Annotated in this window: 13 protein-coding genes; 6 read left to right on the forward strand and 7 right to left on the reverse strand. The window is 73.8% G+C overall.

Going from position 1 to position 15,474, the window contains the following annotated elements:
* Positions 1-155: 155 nt before the first annotated feature.
* On the reverse strand, positions 156-1,154 hold the full coding sequence (locus ABEE00_RS01400) for a GlxA family transcriptional regulator (RefSeq protein ID WP_345743289.1): 999 nt from the start codon (positions 1,152-1,154) through the stop codon (positions 156-158).
* 71 nt (positions 1,155-1,225) lie between these two features.
* Between ABEE00_RS01400 and ABEE00_RS01405 the strand changes: the two genes are divergently transcribed.
* Complete coding sequence (locus tag ABEE00_RS01405) at positions 1,226-1,993, forward strand: NAD(P)H-dependent oxidoreductase (RefSeq protein WP_345743290.1); 768 nt, start codon at positions 1,226-1,228, stop codon at positions 1,991-1,993.
* A 28-nt stretch (positions 1,994-2,021) separates the two neighbouring features.
* Here the strand turns inward: ABEE00_RS01405 and ABEE00_RS01410 are convergent, their stop codons facing one another.
* The 4 genes from ABEE00_RS01410 to ABEE00_RS01425 all read right to left on the reverse strand — a co-directional run bounded on the left by ABEE00_RS01410 (position 2,022) and on the right by ABEE00_RS01425 (position 7,180).
* Positions 2,022-2,654, reverse strand: a complete 633-nt coding sequence (locus ABEE00_RS01410; protein ID WP_345743291.1) for a flavin reductase family protein — start codon at positions 2,652-2,654, stop codon at positions 2,022-2,024.
* Between the two features lie 79 nt (positions 2,655-2,733).
* Complete coding sequence (locus ABEE00_RS01415) at positions 2,734-3,519, reverse strand: enoyl-CoA hydratase/isomerase family protein (protein ID WP_345743292.1); 786 nt, start codon at positions 3,517-3,519, stop codon at positions 2,734-2,736.
* A gap of 106 nt (positions 3,520-3,625) precedes the next feature.
* Complete coding sequence (locus tag ABEE00_RS01420) at positions 3,626-5,815, reverse strand: acetate--CoA ligase family protein (protein ID WP_345743293.1); 2,190 nt, start codon at positions 5,813-5,815, stop codon at positions 3,626-3,628.
* A 219-nt stretch (positions 5,816-6,034) separates the two neighbouring features.
* On the reverse strand, positions 6,035-7,180 hold the full coding sequence (locus ABEE00_RS01425; protein WP_345743294.1) for a flavin-containing monooxygenase: 1,146 nt from the start codon (positions 7,178-7,180) through the stop codon (positions 6,035-6,037).
* Between the two features lie 99 nt (positions 7,181-7,279).
* Between ABEE00_RS01425 and ABEE00_RS01430 the strand changes: the two genes are divergently transcribed.
* Both ABEE00_RS01430 and ABEE00_RS01435 read left to right on the forward strand, forming a co-directional pair.
* Positions 7,280-7,729: a DoxX family protein gene (locus ABEE00_RS01430; protein ID WP_345743295.1), complete on the forward strand. Its 450-nt coding sequence runs from the start codon at positions 7,280-7,282 to the stop codon at positions 7,727-7,729.
* On the forward strand, positions 7,729-8,121 hold the full coding sequence (locus ABEE00_RS01435; RefSeq protein WP_345743296.1) for a Zn-ribbon domain-containing OB-fold protein: 393 nt from the start codon (positions 7,729-7,731) through the stop codon (positions 8,119-8,121). Before ABEE00_RS01430 ends, ABEE00_RS01435 begins: the two co-directional genes overlap by 1 nt.
* A gap of 422 nt (positions 8,122-8,543) precedes the next feature.
* Here ABEE00_RS01435 and ABEE00_RS01440 read toward each other — a convergent pair whose 3' ends face one another.
* Complete coding sequence (locus ABEE00_RS01440) at positions 8,544-9,695, reverse strand: thiolase C-terminal domain-containing protein (RefSeq protein WP_345743297.1); 1,152 nt, start codon at positions 9,693-9,695, stop codon at positions 8,544-8,546.
* A gap of 212 nt (positions 9,696-9,907) precedes the next feature.
* On the opposite strand from ABEE00_RS01440, the gene ABEE00_RS01445 reads away from it, so the two are divergent.
* Together ABEE00_RS01445 and ABEE00_RS01450 are read left to right on the forward strand one after the other, a co-directional pair.
* Positions 9,908-11,110 (forward strand): acyl-CoA dehydrogenase family protein, encoded by a 1,203-nt coding sequence (locus ABEE00_RS01445; RefSeq protein WP_345743298.1) that lies wholly within the window; start codon positions 9,908-9,910, stop codon positions 11,108-11,110.
* Positions 11,107-11,577 carry a nitroreductase/quinone reductase family protein gene (locus ABEE00_RS01450; RefSeq protein ID WP_345743299.1) on the forward strand — a complete coding sequence of 157 codons (471 nt, stop codon included), beginning with the start codon at positions 11,107-11,109 and terminating at the stop codon, positions 11,575-11,577. The genes ABEE00_RS01445 and ABEE00_RS01450 overlap by 4 nt, the downstream gene beginning before the upstream one ends.
* A gap of 98 nt (positions 11,578-11,675) precedes the next feature.
* On the opposite strand, the gene ABEE00_RS01455 is transcribed toward ABEE00_RS01450, so the two are convergent.
* A complete protein-coding gene (locus ABEE00_RS01455) occupies positions 11,676-12,323 on the reverse strand; it encodes a TetR family transcriptional regulator (RefSeq protein ID WP_345743300.1) in 648 nt (215 codons plus the stop codon).
* A gap of 340 nt (positions 12,324-12,663) precedes the next feature.
* On the opposite strand from ABEE00_RS01455, the gene ABEE00_RS01460 reads away from it, so the two are divergent.
* Positions 12,664-15,369, forward strand: coding sequence for an outer membrane protein assembly factor BamB family protein (locus ABEE00_RS01460; protein WP_474775245.1), 2,706 nt, complete (start codon positions 12,664-12,666; stop codon positions 15,367-15,369).
* Positions 15,370-15,474: the final 105 nt, after the last annotated feature.

Raw genomic sequence — 15,474 nt, forward strand, 5'->3', positions numbered from 1 at the left:
GGGGATGCCGCAGGCGCGGAGCGTCGGAGGCAGCCCCGTAACTCACAAGGCAGTCGGAACCACCCACCCAAAATCCGCCGCAGCGGAAGGCGACAAGAAGCGGGCCCGACCGGCGGTCAAGACGCACAGCACCCACAGGCGCGCAGGCCGCAGACTCACGCACTCGGCGTGCCGCGGAACGTAGCCCGATACGCGCTCGGGACCACCCCGAGCGCGGAGCGCAAGTGCTGGCGCAACGACACCCCCGTCCCGAACCCCGCCACCTCGGCCACCCGCTCCACCGGCATGTCCGTCTCCTCCAGCAACTGCCGCGCCCGCGCCAGCCGTTGCTGCGCCAGCCACTGGCCCGGCGTCATCCCCACCTCCTCACGGAAGCGGCGCGTGAAGGAGCGCACGCTCATCGACTCGCGCTCCGCCAGCTCGCGCAGCGACAGTGGCCGCTCCAGGTGCCGCAGCGCCCACTCCCGCGCGGCCCCGGTGCCGGAGCGCACGCCCGGCGAGCCCACCGGCCGCGGGATGAACTGCGCCTGCCCGCCCTCCCGGTGCGGCGGCACGACGGTCGTGCGCGCCACATCGTTGGCCACCGCCGCCCCGTGATCGCACCGGATCATGTGCAGGCACAGGTCGATGCCCGCCGCCTCGCCGGCCGCCGTCAGGACCTCGCCCTCGTCCGCGTACAGCACGTCCGGGTCCAGGCGTACGGAGGGGAAGAGCGCGCGGAAGTCCGCCGCCGACTTCCAGTGCGTGGTCGCCCGCCTCCCCTCCAGCAGCCCGGCCGCGGCCAGCACGAACGCGCCCGTACAGATCGAGGCCACCCGCGTACCCGGCCTGACGTGCCGCAGCGCCGCGGTGAGCGCCGGCGTCAGCCGCCCCTCCTTCTCCGGCGCCTCCTCCTCGTGCGAGCCCGGAACGATCACGGTGTCCGCGCGCCCCAGCTCCTCGGGCCCGAGCGCCACATGGACCGGGAAGTCCGCGTCGGTCCGCACGAGCCCGGGCTCCGGCGCGCAGGTCACCACCTCGTACAGCCGCTCCCCGTGTCCTCCCCCATCCCGCGCCGAGCCGAAGAGCTGGTGTACGAGGCCGAGCTCGAGCGGCATCACGCCGTGCCGCACCAGCACGGCCACCCGGTGCACTCCGTCCGCCGTGTCTCCCATGGCCAGATTCTTTCACTCCTCGTCCATCTGGCCACTCCCCGCGGGAGCGCATGCGGCGGAGCATCGGTGGCATGAAGATCCTCTGGGTTTTCGCCCACCCCGAACCCCGCTCGATGAACGCCTCCCTCCTCGCCGACGGCCTCGACCAACTGTCCCTCCTCGGTCACGAGACCCGCGTCTCCGACCTGTACGCGATGCGCTGGGACCCGGTTCTCGGCCCGCCCGACCTGGGTACCGGGGCCGCGGGCCGTCTGTACGTCGGCAAGGAGCAGGAACGCGCCTTCCGTGAGGGCGGGTTGAGCCCCGACGTCCGCGCCGAACAGGAGAAGCTGGAGTGGGCCGACGCTGTGGTCTTCCAGTTCCCGCTGTGGTGGCTGGGGCCGCCCGCGATCCTGAAGGGCTGGTTCGACCGCGTACTGACGCAGGGCTTCGCCTTCGGCCTGCGGGACGGCGCGGGCCGCGCGCTGCGGTACGGCGACGGCGGGCTGCGCGGCCGCCGCGCCCTGGTGATCACCTCGTACGGGGCGCGGGAGTCCGCCTTCGGGCCGCGCGGCGTGCACGGGCAGCTCGACGAGGTGCTGTTCCCGCTGCTGCACGGCACGTTCTGGTACACGGGCATGCGGGCGCTGCGGCCCTTCGCCGTGGACGACGCCGACCGCATGAGTGAAGCGGACTACAAGGAGCACGCGGAACGTCTCCGCGCGCGCCTGCGCGCCCTGGACACCGAGACGCCGATCCCGTACAGGCACGAGGCCGGCGGCGATTACGACGAACGCCTCACCGTGCGCGCGGAGTTGGCGCCTGGCCGCGAGGGCCTGGCGGTGCACCGTACGGGGTGAGGCGCGGGCTTCGGCGCGTACGCCGTGGTCAGGACTCCGTGAAGCGGCCGAACGTCCCGCGGTGGAAGAGCAGCGGTCCGGCGCCCTCCGTCTCCGCGTCGAGCGCCAGCACCCGCCCGACCACGATCAGGTGGTCCCCTCCGGTGTGCACGGCGTGGATGGCGCAGTCGATCCACGCCGGCACCCCGGCCAGCCGCGGCGACCCCGTCTCCGGCGCCGGCGAGTGCTCCACCCCGGCGAACTTGTCCGCGCCGCTGACCGCGAACGCGCGGCACAGCTCGCCCTGTTGCTCGCCCAGCACGTTGACGCAGAAGACCCCGGCGCGCGCGATGTGCGGCCAGCTCGTCGAGGTGCGGGCGACCATGAAGGACACCAGTGGCGGGTCGAGGGACAGCGAGGCGAACGACTGGCACGCGAAGCCCGCAGGGCGCTCGGCGCCCTCCTCGGCCGGCGCCGTCACGACCGTGACCCCGGACGCGAACGAGCCCAGCACGCGCCGGAATTCACCCGGATCGAGGGGCGCCCGCTCGTCCTCGCGCACGGCGCGGAGCGGCGGCCGCCCCGGCGTGACCGGGGCACCGGCCGCCGGGCGCGTCACCGGCGCACCCGAGCCGCGCAGATACCGCACCGCCGTCGCTGCCATTCCGGCATGTCCCATCATGCTTCCATTGGACCTGATGGGGCGTCAGATGGGAAGGCGTGGGACCGCGCGGTCCCGCCTCACTTCCCCTGTCCTGCCTTCACTTCCCCCGGAAGCGCGCCTCGCGCCGCTCGACGAAGGCGGCCACGCCCTCGCGCGCGTCCTCCGTCGTCATGTTGATCTCCTGCGCCTGCGCCTCGGCCTCGAACGCGGTCGCCCTGTCCGACTCCAGCGAGGCGTTGACCAGCCGCTTCGTAAGCGCGAGCGCCCGCGTGGGCCCGGCGGCCAGCCGCTCGGCCCAGGACCGCGCGGCCTTCTCCAGCTCGCCGCCCGGCAGGACGCGGTTGACCAGGCCGAACCGTTCCGCCTCCGCCGCGCTCACGCCGTCGCCGAAGAACAGCAGCTCTTTCGCCCGCTGCGGACCGACCAGGCGCGGCAGCAGATACGCCCCGCCGCCGTCCGGCACGAGCCCGCGCCGCGCGAACACCTCGGTGAACTTCGCCTCCTCGGCCGCCAGTACGAGGTCGCAGGCCAGCGCGAGCTGCGCGCCGAGCCCCGCGGCCACCCCGTTCACCGCGCCGATCACCGGCTTCTCGCAGTCCAGCACGGAGGCGACGAGCCGCTGCGCCCCGTTCCTGATGGTGCGCGCGACATCGCCGGGCACTGGGGTGCCGCCGCCCGTGCCCTTGAGGTCAGCGCCGGCGCAGAACGCCTTTCCCGTACCGGTCAGCACGACGGCCCGCACCCCGGGGTCGGCCGAGGCGTCCTCCAACAGGCCGATCAGCAGCTCGCGTTGGTCCCATGTGAGCGCGTTCCGCGCCTCCGGGCGGTCCAGTGTGATCCACAGCACGCCGTTGTCAGTGGCGTGCCGTACAACGGAAGACATGGAAGTTTCCGAGGTGTTCGCGGTGTTCTCAGCCTTCTCAGCGCTCACTGTGCTCTCCGTGATGTCGGCGTACGGGGCGTGTGCGGCCTGGTGCTCCGCCGCGCGCTCACCTGCACACGGCCAGCGCGTCCAGCGCGACCGCGCCCTGGCCGCGCGGCAGCACCACGAGCGGGTTGATGTCGAGTTCGGAGAGCCGGTCGCCGAGCTCCAGCGCCATCCGCTGGACCCGCAGCACGACGTCGGTGAGCGCGTCCGTGTCCGCCGCCGGCATGCCGCGTACGCCGTCGAGCAGCGCCCGCCCCCGCAGCCGCCCGAGCATCTCCCGCACCTGCTCCTCGCCGAAGGGCGGAATGCCGACCGCGACGTCCCCCAGCACCTCGACCAGCACGCCGCCGAGCCCGACCGTGACCGTGGGCCCGAAGAGCGCGTCGTGGCTCACCCCGACGACCATCTCCACGCCCTGCTCGATCATCTGGCAGACCAGTACGCCGTCCAGCTCGACGCCCTCGGCGTGCGCGATGTCGGTCAGCTCCCGATAGGCGTCCCGCACCTGGCTCGCCGAGGTCAGCCCGACCTTGACCAGCCCCAGCTCGCTCTTGTGCGCGAGCTGCGGCGCGCTGGCCTTCATCACGACCGGGTAGCCGACCTGGGCCGCCGAGCGGACCGCCTGCGCCGCGCTGGTCACGAGCTGCTCCCTGGGCACCCGGATGCCGTACGCACGCAGGAGCTGCTTCGCCGCGTATTCGCTCAGCTGCTGCCCCTCGCGCAGCAGCCCGCCCGCCTTGGCCGCCGAGGGCGAGGGGGTGCGCGGCGCCGCGGCGAAGGGCGAGCGGTAGTCCCGTACGAAGCGGTGGTGCTCCAGATAGGAGCGCACGGCGCCGATGCAGTTGCCGAAGGTGCGGAAGGTCGCCACCCGCGAGGACCCGAGCAGGGTCGAGCGGTAGGCGTCCTCGTCCCCCACGGGCGAGCCCCACACCACGCACACCAGCTTGTCGGTCTGCTCCGCCGCGTCCACCAGGTCCTGCGCGAGCTTGTCGCTCATCGGCGGGAAGGGGCCCGTGATCGGGCAGATCAGCACGCCCACGTCGGGGTCGGCGAGGATCGCGTCGATGATCTTCCGGCCGCGCCAGTCGCCCACCGGGTGCCCGCCGTTGTCCACCGGATTGGCCACGCTCAGATAGTCCGGTATCCACTGGTGCAGCTCGTCCTGCTTCTGCTCGGACAGCCGGGGCATGGGCAGCCCCGCCGCGGTCGCGAGGTCGGAGAAGTGCGCGCCGGTGCCGCCGGATATGGAGTAGACGACCACGCCCTCGGCCACCGGCGGCCGCGCGCGTGCCAGCAGCGCCGAGGTGTCCTGGAGCTCGTCGAGCCCGTCCACCCGCACCACGCCGAACTGCCGCATCGCCGCGTCCACGGTCGCGTCGCCGCCGGTCAGCTTGCCGGTGTGGGAGGCGGCGCTGCGCGCGCCCGCCTCGGTGCGGCCGACCTTGACGGCGACCACGGGCACCCCGTTGCGCGCGGCGCGGTCGGCGGCGATGAGGAAGCCGCGCCCGTCCTTGAGCCCCTCCATGTAGGCGGCGATGGCGCCGACTTCGGGGAGCGAGGAGAAGTAGGAGATGAAGTCGGCGGTCTCCAGGTCGGCCTCGTTGCCGGTGGGCGCCCAGTGCGAGAGCCGCACGCCCAGCTCCTGCATCGCGAAGACGGGCCGCCCCTGGTGCCCCGACTGCGTGATCAGCGCGATCGCCGGGCCCTCCAGGTCCTCGCGGAAGGTCTCGAAGGCGTTGAGGTTGGTGTTCGGACCCAGCAGCCGCACCCCGGCCCGCTGCGCGGCCTCGGCCAGCCGCTCCTGCGCTGCGGCCCCGTCCTCGCCGGTCTCGGCGAAGCCGGAGGCGAAGGCGACGGCGAAGCGCGTCTTGGTGTCCGCGAGCTGCTCGACGACCGGCACCGGGTCGCCCACCAGCAGCACCGCGACGTCCACCGGTCCGGGAAGCTCCGCCACCGAGGGCGCGCACTCCAGGCCGAAGACGGTCTCCCGCGTCGGATGCACCGGATACACCCGCGCGCCGACCCGCTCGGCCCAGCGCAGCAGTTGCCGGGTGATGCCGGTGTTGGGCCGCCCCTCCGCGTCCGAGGCGCCGACGACGGCCACCGCCTCGGGCCGGAAGAGCCGGTCCAGATCGGGTACTTCGGCGTGCAGCGCACGCCCGCTGACGTCGACGTCCCCGCCGGTCTCCGCACCGACGGCGGGGGCGGGGCGTGGGGTGGTGGTGAGGCAGCCGTGCGTCGATCCAAGCATCGTTCTCGCCCACTCCTGTGTCCCGGCAGCATTGCTGACGCTGTGTCAGATTACAGATCTGACGCACCATCAGGAAGAGTGTGCGCACGGGATGCTCACGCCGGAACGGACGGGACGGCGCCGTCGCCAAGAAGCGACACTCGCACAGCAGCCGTCATCGCCGTCGGCGCTCACAGGAGAGCCGCTACGAAGCCGGCCGCAGGTCGGACGGCCCCCACCTCACTTCGCGGAGGCCCGCGCTATCGACTTCGCGACCCGTTCCGCCTCCCGCCCGATCTCCCGCAGGGTGCCGCTGGGCGGGCTGGTGAAGCCGGTGAAATACAGTCCGGGCGCCCCCTCGGCCGCCCTGCCCCGGCGCCGCACGCGGGGTGCGCCGAGCGCGTCCAGCACTCCCAGGTCGCCGACGAGGCCGTCCAGGTCGCGCCGGTAGCCGGTGGCGGCCACCACGCACTCCGGGGCTATGACGCTCTCGTCCAGCAGCCGGATCTTGTCCTCGCCCTCGAACGCCTCGACTCCCGCGACCGGTTCGACCTCCCCCGCCCGTACGGCCCGTACGAAGTCCCCCGAGTCCACCACCGGCACCGCGCCCTCGCGCAGGCGCGTGCCGAGTCCCCCTTTCGGGCGCGGCAGCCCGTGCGCGGTCAGGTCGGGTGCCGCGATCCTGCGTGCCCCGGCGTCGACGGCCCACCGGGGCAGGCGTCTGCACAGCGTTCCGCCCGACTGCGCGGGCCACCCCAGCCAGGAGCGGCGCACCAGGTGCGGGGGAGTGCGCACCGCGAGCCGCACCCGTGCCGCGCCGCCCCGCGCCAGGTCGACCGCTATCTCGGTGCCGCTGTTGCCCGCGCCGACGACCAGCACGTCCTTGCCCCGGTAGGGGGCGGGGTCGCGGTAGTGCGCTGAGTGCAGCAGGTCGCCGCGGAAGCCGCCGCGCCCCGGCCAGTCGGGCAGATACGGGGTGCGGTGGAGGCCGGTGGCGACCACGACGGCCGGGGTGGTCAGGCGGCGCCCGCCGTTGGCGTGGAGCACCCACTCCTCGCCGCGGCGCTCGATGCGGTGCACCTCCACGCCGGCGGCGAGTTCCAGGTGGTGGTCGTCGGCGTACGACTCCAGATACCGCACCATGTCGTCGCGCCCCACCCAGCGCCCGTAGCCGCGCGGCACCGCGAGTCCCGGCAGGGCCGAGCGGCGGCGGGTGGTGTGCAGGCGCAGCGCGTCGTAGCGGTTGCGCCAGGACGCCCCCACAGCGTCCGACCTCTCCAGTACCACGGCGCTGACCCCGCGGCGCCTCAGCGCGGCGGCGACCGCGAGGCCGCCGGGGCCCGCGCCGATGACATGGACCGGTGTTCCCTCGTCAGAGATCGGCATGGTGCAGAGCCTAGGTCGCGGCGGCCTCTTGCAAACCCCCGTGCCGGTGCGCTGAACTGACGTACCGTCAGATAACCCCGGTGCGGGAGGTGGTGGACCGTGCAGACCCTCTGGCTCGGCGGCCCGGAATGGCTGGCCGTGCTCCGCGTGGGACTGGGCCTGTGGTGGCTGGAGAGCTGGCGCCACAAGGACAAGTCCGCGTGGTTCGAGAGGGGTTCGGGCATCGCCTGGGCCGCGAGTGTCGCCTCGGAGCACCGCTGGCAGGCGGTCAAGAGCGGCTTCGACGTGGTGGTGCGGCCACGGCCGCGGGCGATGGCGTACGTGGTGGTGTACGCCGAACTCGCCCTCGGCCTCGGGCTGATCCTCGGCTTCCTCACCCCGATCGCCCTGGTGGGCGGCCTGCTGCTCAACCTCCTCTACCTCGTGCTGATGATCCACGACTGGGCCGAGCAGGGGCAGAACTCGATGATGGCGCTCATCTCGCTCGTCGCCCTCTTCGGCATGGGGTGGCAGAGCTGGTCGGTGGACGCCGCGCTGGGGCTCTTCTGATGGCCGGGCCCGAGATCGACGCCTTCACGCGTACGTACTGGGACGCCGCGGCCGAGGGGCGGCTGCTCATCCGGCGCTGCCGCGCGTCCGGCTGCGGTCTCGCGCATCACTATCCGCGGGAGTTCTGCCCCCGGTGCTGGAGTGAGGACGTCGTGTGGGAGGCGGCGAGCGGCCGCGCCACGCTCTACACGTGGTCGGTGGTCCACCGGAACGACCTGCCGCCGTTCCGGGACCGGGTGCCGTACGTCCCCGCGGTCGTCACGCTGGAGGAGGGCCCGCGCATGATGACGGAGCTGGTGGACGCGTCCCCCTCCGACCTGCACGTGGACATGCCGCTGACCGTCACGTTCCGCCCAGAACAGGACCACACGTCCCCGGTGTTCACACCGTAAGCATCCGGGGCTGCGCCCCGGGCCCCGTTGCGTACGTGCTTGCGCGGGTGCCGGGAGCACAGCTCAGAAGCGGGGTAGCGAGCGGAAGCGGAAGCCCGCAGCGAGTCGTGGGGCGCGCAACCACACACCCGGCGCGACGGCTCGTACGCAACTCGCGGACGCCGCAGACCGGGCGGAGGCCCGGTCCGGGGGCGCGGAGCGTTTCCGGGCCGGGCCGCAACTCACCAGTCGGGCGCAACCACCCACCCGAATCCCGCCGCAGCGGGAGGCGACAAGAAGCGGTCCCGACCGGCGGTCAAGGCGTGAAGCATCCAAGGCGGCGCACCCGACCGGCGGTCAAGGCGCAAGGCGCCCAAAGGCGGCGCACCCGCGCCCCGCACAAGACGGGCGCAACCACCCACCCGAAGAGGCGCGGGCAACAGTCACTCGCGACCCAACACCAACGTCCCCGACGAGCAGAACCACCCACCCGTCCCCGAGGCGACCCCCAGCGACGGCGGGCCGCCGTCGCGCCCCACCACCTGCCGACCACCGGAAAACTCTCCCCGCATCTGCCGCACCCCCTCCACCAGCAGGAACAGCCCCCGCATCCCGGGGTGGCAGGCCGACAGGCCGCCCCCGTCCGTGTTCGTGGGGAGCGCGCCGCCCACCGTCAGGCGGTCCTTGCCGATGAACTCGCCGCCCTCGCCCTTCGCGCAGAAGCCGAGGTCCTCCAGCGTCACCAGCGTCATGTAGGTGAACGCGTCGTAGATCTCGGCGACTTCGATCTCCTCGGGCCGTACGCCCGCGCGCCCGAACGCCTGCCGCCCCGACTCCGCCGCCGGCGAGACCGTGAAGTCGTCCCACTCCGACATGGCGGAGTGCGAGACGGCCGTACCGGAGCCCAGCACCCACACGGGCTCCCGCGCGCAGTCCGCCACCAGGTCCTCGGCGACCAGCAGCACCGCGCAGCCGCCGTCGCTGCGTATGCAGCAGTGCAGCTTGGTGAAGGGGTCGGCGACCATCGGGCCGGAGAGCACGTCGTCGACGGTGACCGGGTCGCGGTACATGGCCTCGGGGTTGGCGCCCGCGTTGGCGCGGGCCTGGACGGCGACCTGGGCGAGCTGTTCCAGGGTCGTCCCGTACTGGTGCTGATGGCGCCGCGCGGCCATCGCGTACTTGGAGATCAGGGTGTGCCCGTACGGGACCTCGAACTGGAGCGGTCCGCGCGCCCCGAAGGACAGCTCTCCCGTGCGGCGCCCGGCCTTGAGGTCGGCGCGCGCGGTCGAGCCGTAGACCAGCAGCACGGCGTTGGCGTGGCCGGCGGCGATCGCGTCCGCGGCGTGCGCGGCCATGACCTCCCAGGTGGAGCCGCCGACCGAGGTGGAGTCCACCCAGGTGGGCCGGAGCCCCAGATACTCGGCGACCTCCACCGGCGCCAGCGTCCCCAGCCCGGCCGAGGCGAAGCCGTCGATCACCTCGCGGCCCAGCCCCGAGTCGGCGAGCGCGCGCCGCGCGGCCTGTGCGTGCAGCGCGTACGGGGTCGCCTCGTCCACCCTCCCGGTGTCGGAGAGCGCGACCCCGGCGACGGCCACCCGGCGCCCGTCACGCCCACGCCCCCGCTTCCCGCCTCGCGTCGCACCTCGCGTCCCATGTGAACCAGCGGCAGCAACCATAAATCTGACGGTACATCAGATCGCGCGGACCGGAAACGCACCGGACGCGCCGTCAGGCGCTCTCCGCACACCCCTGTCCATCTCGTCCTCCGCTCCTTAATATGACGGCTCGTCAGATGAGGGGAGCCGTGATGGACACCGCGTTCACCCCGGAGCAGGACGACATCCGGCGCACCGTGCGCGAACTGCTCGCCAAGCGGTGCGGACCCGACGAGGTGAAGGCCGCGACCCGTACCGCGTCCGGATACGACGAGGACCTGTGGGCCGCCCTCGCCGGAACGCTGGGCCTGCCGGGCCTGGCCGTGCCCGAGGAGTACGGCGGCACCGGCTGCGGCACCGTCGAACTCGCCCTCGCCTGCGAGGAGTCGGGCCGCGCCCTGCTGCCCTCGCCGCTGCTGGGCACCGCGGTGCTGTGCGCGCCGCTCCTCCAGCGCCTCGGCGCTCCGGAGCAGCGCGCGAGCCTGCTGCCCGAGCTGGCCTCGGGGGCGCTCACGGCCGCGCTCGCCGTGCCGGCGACGGCCGGCGCCGACAGCGCGCCGCTCACCCACGCGCTCGGCCTCACCGAAGTGGGCGGGGGCGAGGCGGGCAGCACCACGGGCGGCATCCAGGCGCGCCAAGTGGACGGCGCATGGCGGCTGTTCGGCGAGGCGCCGCACGTGCTGGGCGGCCACACCGCAGGGCTCCTGCTGCTCACCGCGCACACCGGCGGCCACAACCGTTCCCGCACGCTCCTCTTCGCGGTCCGTACGGGGGAGGGGGCGGAAGAGGCCGCGGGGCTCACCCGTACCCGCGTCACGAGCCTGGATGAGACCCGGCCCGCGGCGCGCGTCGAACTGCGCGACGTACAAGCCGAGTTGATCGGCGAGGACGACCCCGGCGCGCTGCGCGAAGCCCTCGCGGAGACGGGCGCGCGGGCCGCCGCGCTGCTCGCCGCCGAGGCGGCCGGCGCGGCCGACGGAGCGCTGGAGCGCACGCTCGAACACGCCCGCACGCGCGAGCAGTTCGGCCGCCCCATCGGCTCCTTCCAGGCGCTCCAGCACCGGTTGGCCGAGGTGTACGTGCGCGTGCAGACCGCGCGCTCGGCCGCGTACTACGCCGCCTGGGACCCGGCGGGCGGAGGGGCGCTCGCGCTCGCGCAGGCGCTGGAGGCGCAGCGGCTCGCCGCGGGCGAGGCGGTGCAGCTCCACGGCGGCACGGGTTTCACCTGGGAACATGACGCGCACCTGTACTTCAAGCGCGCCGCGGGCGACGACCTGCTGTTCGGGCCCCCGCACCGGCTGCGGGAGCGCGCCGCGGCCCGCGCGGGGCTCTTCGAGGGAGGCGGGGCGCGATGAGGGGCATGCGGCTGGTGCAGAAGGTGTCCTCGACCAAGGGGTTCGCCAGGGTCGCCCCGTACGTGATCCCGAGGCTGGACCGCGCGGTGCACCGGGCCACCGGGGGCCGGGTGATGCTCAGCGACCGGATGCTGCCGGGGCTGGTGCTGACCGCGAAGGGCGCGAGGACAGGGGAGACCCGGCGCACCCCGCTGGCCTGCGTGCCGGAGCGGGAGCGCGGGACCTGGCTGCTGGTGGGCAGCAACTTCGGCCGCCCGGGACACCCCGCGTGGACCGCCAACCTGCGCGCCAACCCGGACGCCGAGATCAGCTGGAAGGGCGCCGCCGTCCCCGTGCGGGCACGGCTGCTGGAGGGGGAGGAGAGGGAGGAGGCGTGGCGTGCGGCACTGGCTTTCTGGCCCCCGTACGCGACCTATCAGGCGCGCGTCGAGCGGCGGATCCGCCTCTTCCGGCTGGAGCGCCGGTGACGGGAGGCGGCGGGGCGGGGCAGGCGGTACGGCGGGCGGCCGAGGGGCCCGGGTGCTCGGGGTGAACGGGCGTGTGCGGTGCGTGACTTGGCGGCGGGCTACTTGGTGGGCTTGCGGCCCGTGACGCCCAGGTGCACCAGCATGGAGAGCGCGGGTTTCAGCTCGGACTGCTTCACGCCCCAGGTCTGGAAGCCCTTCTGGTGCCCGGCGACCGAGGCCAGCATCGCGACCAGGGAGCCCGCCATGGCGGCCGGATTGACGTCCTTGTCGACCTTGCCCTTGCTCTGCAGGTCCTTGATGGCCTCGGTCAGCGAGTTGTTGACCGAGTTCAGGACCTTCATGCGGATCTTGTAGAAGCGCTTGTCGCCCTCGGCGGCGCCCAGGTCCACCACGCGCAGGATGGCGTCGTTCTTGCGCCAGAACGAGAGGAAGCCGTCCACCAGCTCCTCGGCGGTCTGCCACCCGGCCTTGCCCGCCCAGGACCGCCCCTCGACCAGCTCGGTGAGCCCGGCGCCCTCCTGCGCCATGGACTCGGCGAGCTCCAGGACCGCGCCCTCCACGTCGGGGAAGTACTGGTAGAAGGTCGCCGGTGAGGTGCCCGCCTTGCGCGCGACATCGATCACCTTGACGTCCCGGTACGGCGAGGAACTGAGCATTTCGCTGAGGCAGTCGAGCAGCTTCTGCCGCGTCGCCTGCCCGCGGCGCCCGGCTACTCTGCCGTCGACGGTTCGAACTTGTCCTGTCATGCCGTCAGCTTACCGAGGGGCAATGGGGGCGCGATCCGGCCGCATGCAAATGGGGTGCGAACCCCGGGTGTTCCCGGAATGCGGTACGGGAAGACCCGTATATCGGCACTGAACTGGCAGCGTTTCCACCCCGTATGAACCCGGCGGCGGGGAATGCCGGACTCATCACGGGATACCGTGCTGTTCCCTGAGGCGAAGACACGTCCGGGCTGCCCCCGGGTTCGCAACCGCCGGGTTCGCCAGGAAGAATCGGCCTCGGTCCACGGGATCGAGCGAGGCAGTGAGAAGCTGCACGGGGGCGGAAGTCGAGGAGCCCCTACGGGGAGGTGGCAGGCAAGTGGTGGAGCGGCTGACGCAGCACGATCCGCGGCGGATCGGCCCGTTCGAGGTGCTCGGCCGACTCGGCGCCGGCGGCATGGGGCTGGTCTATCTCGCGCGCTCGGCGTCCGGGCGCCGGGTGGCGATCAAGACGGTGCGCACCGAGCTCGCCGAGGACCAGCTCTTCCGCGTGCGCTTCACGCGCGAGGTCGAGGCGGCGCGGGCGGTCAGCGGCTTCTACACCGCGGCCGTCGTGGACGCCGACCCGCGCGCCGCCGTGCCGTGGCTGGCCACCGCCTATGTGCCCGCACCCTCGCTCGAGGAGATAGTGAACGAGTGCGGCCCGCTGCCCGTTCAGGCGGTGCGCTGGCTCGCCGCCGGGGTGGCCGAGGCCCTGCAGTCCATCCACGGCGCGGGACTTGTGCACCGCGACCTGAAGCCCTCCAACGTGCTGGTCGTGGAGGACGGGCCCCGGGTCATCGACTTCGGCATCGCCTCCGGCGTCTCCAACACCCGCCTGACGATGACCAATGTGGCGGTGGGCACACCCGCGTACATGTCGCCGGAGCAGGCCAGGGACTCCCGCAGCGTCACCGGGGCCAGCGACATCTTCTCGCTCGCCTCCACGCTGGTCTTCGCGGCGACCGGGCACGCGCCGTTCCACGGGGCGAATCCGGTCGAGACGGTGTTCATGCTGCTGCGCGAGGGCCCCGACCTGACGGGCATGTCCGAGGAGCTGCGGCCGCTGATCGAGTCCTGCATGCGGATGGCGGGCGAGGAGCGGCCCAGCCCCGAGGACCTGCAGACGCAGCTCGCCCCGCACCTGTTCTCCTCCTCCGGCGGCGACGACAGCGGCACGGCCTCCGCGTGGCTGCCGGGCGGCGCCGTCGCGCTGATCGAGCGCAAACGCGGCAGCCGCCCCTCGGCGCAGCGCCCCGCGCCCGCCTCCGCCGGGGCCTCCGCAGGCGCTGCCGCCGGGGCCTCCCGCCCCGCCGCGCCGGTCGGGGCGCCCGCCGCCTCGCAGGCGCCCGCACAGGCGCCGCAGCAGGGCCCGCCGCCGCAGCACCCGAGCATTCCCGCGGGCCCCGGCGGCCCGGCGGCCGTCGGCGCGCACACGGGCGCCGAGGCCGGCGCCTCGGCGGGGCCCGCCGGCTCGGTGGCGGCGCCGCCCTCGGTGCAGCCCTCCGTGCAGCAGCCCGTCCAGCCGTCCGCCCAGCCCTCTGCGCCGGCCGAGGGCGGGCCCGTGCGGCTGCCGGGGTCCGAGGTGCCGATCGGCCCCGGGCCGCGGCGCACCGACGAGTCCCGCGCGACGGGTGCGGGCCCGGGTACGGGATGGGTACGCCCGCCGAACGGCTCGGCCCCGCACAGCGCGCCCCCCTCCGCCCCGCACTCCGCGCCCCACAGCGCCCCGCACAACCCGCCGCCAGGACCGCCGCCTTCGCACCCTCCGCAGCAGGGGCAGCAGCCCTCGCAGGCGTCCCAGCCCTCGCACGTGGTGCAGGGCGGTCAGGGCGGCCAGGCCGCGCCGCAGGGGCAGCAGGCTCAGCAGCAGGCGCGGCAGGGCGCACGGCAGGGCGGTCCCGACGGCGTACCGGAGCAGCGGCAGCGCTGGCGGCCTTGGCGCTTCCGCATGTCCAACGACGTGTGGGGCACTCCGGTCGTCGACCGCGACCTGCTGTACGTCACGTCCTTCGAGGTGCACGCGCTCGATGTGGCCAGCGGGCGCAGGCAGTTCAAGACCCGCGAGGTCGCCTGGTCCATGAAGGTCGCCGACGGGCGGGTGCACGCCTCGGACGGGCCGAGCCTGTACGCACTGGACGCGCGGGACGGCTCCGAGAAGTGGCGGCTGGCCACCGACGGCTGGGTGTACGCGCTGAAGACCGGCGGCGGCGTGGTCGTCACCGCCACGCGCGGCGGCGGCGTGCAGGCGTGGGAGGCGTCCGACGGCACCAAGCTGTGGGAACTCACCGGGGCCCAGGCCGACTTCGAGACGCCCGAGGCCGCGCCGGTGCTGCAGAACGGCATCGTCTACGCCTGGGGCGACGGGCGGCTGTACGCGATCGAGGCCCGCGAGGGCAACGAGCGCTGGTCCTTCCCCGTCGGCGACAGCTCGGCGACCGGCGGTGTGCCGGTGCGGGTGACCGCGGCGCCCGACGGCGTGGTGTACGTGTGCGCCGGGTCCCGCGTGTTCGCGCTGGACGGGGCTACCGGGGCCGAGCGCTGGCGCTTCGACGCGCCCGCCGCCTTCCTGTGCGCGCCGGCGTTCGTGCCGGGGCCCGCGGTCACGGGCGGCGGCATCTACCTCGCCGACTACCTCGGCACGGTGTACGCCATCGACGCGGCCAACGGTCACGACCGCTGGCGCATCGCCACCGAGGCGCGGCACTCCACCGAGCCGGTGATCGTCGCGGACGGCCTGGTCCACCTGGGCAGCGGCGGCGCGCTCTACACGCTGGACGCGGTGAGCGGCACCCCGCGCTGGCGGTACGCGGCGGGCGGCGACGTGGTCGGCGCCCCCGTGGTGGCCGACGGGCGGGTCCACTTCGGCTCCGCCGACCACTGCCTGTACACGCTGGACGCCGTGGGCGGCCAGATGCGCTGGAAGCTGGCCACCGGCGGCGAGATCACCGGGTCCCCCGTGGTGGCCGACGGCGTGGTCTACGCGTGCAGCAAGGACCGCTGCGTGTACGCGCTGGATGCGGCGAAGGGGACCGGGCAGAAGACGTGACGTTGCACTGTGCCGGTGCCGGGTTCGCCCTTCCGGGCCGGTTGCTCTGCGCTGCGCGCGTGACGTTGCACTGTGCCGGTGCCGGGTTCGCCCTTCCGGGCCGGT

Source organism: Streptomyces odontomachicola (assembly GCF_039605595.1).
Lineage (GTDB): Bacteria > Actinomycetota > Actinomycetes > Streptomycetales > Streptomycetaceae > Streptomyces.